The sequence below is a fragment of the Variovorax sp. KBW07 genome (genome assembly GCF_003852515.1).
Taxonomy (GTDB): Bacteria; Pseudomonadota; Gammaproteobacteria; order Burkholderiales; family Burkholderiaceae_C; genus Variovorax.
Genome location: NZ_QAJK01000171.1, coordinates 1 through 3,844 on the forward strand (window position 1 = coordinate 1; position 3,844 = coordinate 3,844).

Genomic DNA, 3,844 nt, shown 5'->3' on the forward strand with positions numbered 1-3,844 from the left:
TGGTGTACCGCTGATCAACGACCACTCTGATGACGCTCACGCGGATGGTGTGCTCTGCGCAGCGAAATAAAGGAGGAGCGAAGCGGGGGACATTCGCGGAGCAGAGCACACCGTCGGCGTGAGCGTCGCCCTGAACAACGGCGCCGAGAGAACGGGCAACAGCAAAGCGAAGAACGCCCGCTTGTGCTGCAATTCGTTCCATGGCTGATCCGACCCTCGACGACCTGCGCCGCTACGCCGTGGCGCGCACTCTCTTCAAGCCCACGACGCTGCCCGCGGCAATCCGCCAACTCGGCTTCGTGCAGGCCGACCCGATCCGTGCCCCGGCACGCGCGCAAGACCTGACGCTTCGCCACCGCGTGAAGGACTACCGCGCCGGCGATCTAGAAAGCCGGTACACCCGGCTCGCCATCGAGGAAGACTGCCTCGTCAACTACGGCTTCCTGCCGCGCGAGCATCTCGCCTTGATGCATCCGCGCGAAGCCAAGAGCGCCTGGGACGCCGACACGCGGCGCAAGGCCGCCGACGTGCTGGCCTATGTGCGGGAGCACGGCCCTGTGCATCCGCGTCAGGTCGAACAGCACTTTGCGCATGGGCGCGTGAAGAACTACTGGGGCGGCTCCAGCAACGCGACGACGCACCTGCTCGACGGCATGCACTACCGCGGCATGCTGCGCGTGGTTCGGCGCGACAGCGGCACGCGCGTCTATGAAGCCGTCACGCACCAGCCTGCCGACGACAGCCCGGCCGGCCGCGCGCAACGCGCCGCCGCACTGATCGCGCTGGTCGTGCGCAAGTACGCGCCGCTGCCGGCCTCGAGCCTGACCTACCTCGTGCGGCTGCTGGGCTACGGCGCGCCGCACCTGTCGCTACAGACGCAGGCGGCCTTGCGCCTGGCGCGCGACGGCGAACTTGCGAGCTGCCGCATCGATGGCACGACCTGGTATTGGCCAGCCGACGAAAACCCGGCCTCGCGGCGGCACGCACCCGACGACGCGGTGCGGCTGCTCGCGCCCTTCGACCCGGTGGTGTGGGACCGCCGGCGCTTCGAACTGCTCTGGGAATGGACGTACAAATTCGAGGCCTATACGCCGGCGCCGAAACGCCAGTTCGGCTACTACGCGCTGCCGATGCTGTGGCACGACCGGGTGATCGGCTGGGCCAACGTGACGGCGCCCGAAGGCCGACTGAAGCCTGTCTTCGGCTATGTCGACAAAAAGCCACGCGACGCCGCGTTTCGTGCGGCGCTCGACGATGAACTGCACCTCATGACGCAATTCCTGGCCGGCCGCTGAAACACCCGCTTCTATAATCGCCACCCTCAGCCAGCCGCCCGACAAGGGCTTGCCAGCAGTCTTCGAAGGAACGAAGACCACAGCCGCACAGGACCGACGCCATGCCGTCGCGACCGGCGGCTGACCCCCGCGACGACGACAACACACAACTACTGCGCCAGCCGTTGGCCTGCCTTGGGCACGCGGCCGGCAGCGCCTTGTCGCGCCCACCACAACTTGATTTCGAGAAGCCATGGCGCGCCCCGGTGCGTGCCGCAGCCACTCCCCTTTCGTATCGCACGACTGCACGACCGCAGGACACAGGAGAAGCTGCACATGACATCCAGAACCACCACCCGCCACCGATTCCGCCTCTCGCACGCCCGCCGTGCCACGCTCGCGGCCACCGCCATGGCGCTCGGCGCCGCGGTGCCGGCGTATGCCGAAGACGCAAAGACCGAAGAGGCCGAGCCCCGCAGGGCACTGCCCACGGTCACCGTGTCGGGCGACGCGGGTGAAACCGCCACCGGCCCCGTAACCGGCTTCGTCGCCAGGCGCGGCGCCACGGCCACCAAGACCGACACGCCGCTGATCGAAACGCCGCAGGCCATTTCTGTCGTCACGCGCGACCAGATGGAATCGCAGGGCGTGCTCACGCTGCGCGAAACCACCAACTACACGGCCGGCGTGGTGTCGAGCTACTTCGACAGCCGCGTCGACTCGTTCAAGGTGCGCGGCGGCGACGCGGTGCAATACCTCGACGGCCTGCAGCGCGGCTACGGCGTCTACAACACCACCAAGGCCGAGCCGTACACGCTGGAGCGCGTCGAGCTGCTGCGCGGCCCGTCGTCGGTGCTGTACGGCCAGGGCGGGGTCGGCGGCGTGCTCAACCTCGTCTCGAAGCGGCCGCAGGCCGAGACGCAGCGCGAAGTGCAACTGCAGTTCGGCAACCACAACCGCAAGCAGATCGCGGCCGACTTCACCGGGGCGCTCGATCCCGAAGGCAAGTGGCTCTACCGCCTCGTGACGGTGGGCCGCGACAGCGGCACGCAGGTCGACCACGTGGCCGACGACCGCATCGTGGTCGCGCCCTCGCTGACCTGGCGCCCGAACGCGGACACCTCGCTCACGCTGCAGGCGCTCTACCAGAAGGACAAGAGCGGCTCGCTGATCGGGTTCTTCCCGTGGCAGGGCACGCTGCTGCCGTCGCTCTACGGCCAGATCCCCACCTCGGCCTTCGCCGGCGAGCCGGGCTTCGACCGCTACGACTCGCGCAACACCTCGCTCGGCTACCTGTTCAGCCACCGCTTCAACGACACCTGGACGTTCCGGCAGAACCTGCGCTCGACCGAAAGCAAGGTCTGGTACAACACTTCGTACACCAGCTTCTCGGCCAACCGCCTCACCGGCCGCCCTGCACGGCCGGTGTTCAACGCCAACCAGCGCACCATCGAGCGCGACCTGAGCAGCGACATCAACGGCGGCACGATGGTGTTGCTCGACAACCAGGCCGAGGCCCGCTTCAAGACCGGCGAGGCCGAGCACACGCTGCTGGTCGGCGCCGATTTCCAGCGCAACACGACCTCCAAGCTCTCGGGCCGCGGCCGTGCCGGCGCCATCGACATCTATGCCCCCGTCTACGGCAACTACACGCCGCCGACCAGCTACACGCGCTCACCGGAAGTGACTCAAAAGCAGGTCGGCCTCTACGTGCAGGACCAGGTCAAGTACGGCCGCTGGATCGGCCTGCTGGGCCTGCGCCACGACAAGGCAACGACCGACACCGAGGGCCGCCCCGCCGCAACCGCCGACGACAAGGCGAACACCAAGCGCGCGGGCCTGGTGTATCTGGCCGACGGCGGCTGGGCGCCGTACCTGAGCTATGCCGAGTCGTTCCTGCCGCTGGGCGGCGTCGACACGCACAACACGCCGTTCAAGCCGCAGCGCGGCAAGCAGTGGGAAGCCGGCGTGAAGTGGGAGCCCGCGGGCGAGCGCACGTCGTTCATGGCGGCGCTGTACGACCTGCGCGACACGAACCGCAAGACGCCCGACCCGGCGAACCCGCTGAACAGCGTGCAACTGGGCGAGGTGCACGTGAAGGGCCTGGAACTGGAATACAAGGGCAGCATCGCCCGCGAGTGGGACTGGATCGCCTCGTACGCCTACACGGACGCACGGGTGTCGCGCAGCAACGGCTCGGACCTGGGCAAGCGCATTTCGGGCGTGCCGAAGCACACGGCGTCGGCGTGGTTGACGCGCCGCTTCTCGATCGGTGGGGTGACGGGCTTCACGGTGGGCGGTGGTGTGCGCTACCTGGGCGAATCGTGGGACGGCATGGACGGCATCCGCACGCCCTCGGTGACGCTGTTCGACGCGATGCTGGCGTGGGACAACGGTCCGCTGCGCTTGTCGCTGAACGTGGCCAACCTGGCTGACAAGGTTCAGATCACTACCTGTTTGGCGCGTGGCGACTGCTTCTACGGTCAGCGCCGGACTGTGACTGCCAACGCTACTTATCGGTTCTGATTCTTTTTTTGGCGATCGGGCGCTGCTGTTCAGGGCGGCGCCCA

Annotated in this window: 3 protein-coding genes; 2 read left to right on the plus strand and 1 reads right to left on the minus strand. The window is 67.8% G+C overall.

The window, feature by feature from the left end; genetic code table 11:
- A partial coding sequence (locus tag DBV14_RS33655; RefSeq protein WP_221621928.1) for a hypothetical protein occupies positions 1-202 on the minus strand: 202 nt, incomplete at its 3' end.
- Between DBV14_RS33655 and DBV14_RS29590 the strand changes: the two genes are divergently transcribed.
- Both DBV14_RS29590 and DBV14_RS29595 read left to right on the plus strand, forming a co-directional pair.
- On the plus strand, positions 201-1,295 hold the full coding sequence (locus DBV14_RS29590; RefSeq protein ID WP_124464914.1) for a crosslink repair DNA glycosylase YcaQ family protein: 1,095 nt from the start codon (positions 201-203) through the stop codon (positions 1,293-1,295). The two genes, DBV14_RS33655 and DBV14_RS29590, sit on opposite strands and share 2 nt — an antisense overlap.
- Before the next feature lie 315 nt (positions 1,296-1,610).
- On the plus strand, positions 1,611-3,800 hold the full coding sequence (locus DBV14_RS29595) for a TonB-dependent siderophore receptor (RefSeq protein ID WP_185546167.1): 2,190 nt from the start codon (positions 1,611-1,613) through the stop codon (positions 3,798-3,800).
- Positions 3,801-3,844: the final 44 nt, after the last annotated feature.

What these genes read in the sequence shown, in the direction of transcription:
- DBV14_RS29595 (WP_185546167.1), top strand. Translation starts at nt 1,611, where the DNA reads ATGACATCCAGAACCACCACCCGCCACCGATTCCGCCTCTCGCACGCC.
- DBV14_RS29590 (WP_124464914.1), top strand. Translation starts at nt 201, where the DNA reads ATGGCTGATCCGACCCTCGACGACCTGCGCCGCTACGCCGTGGCGCGC.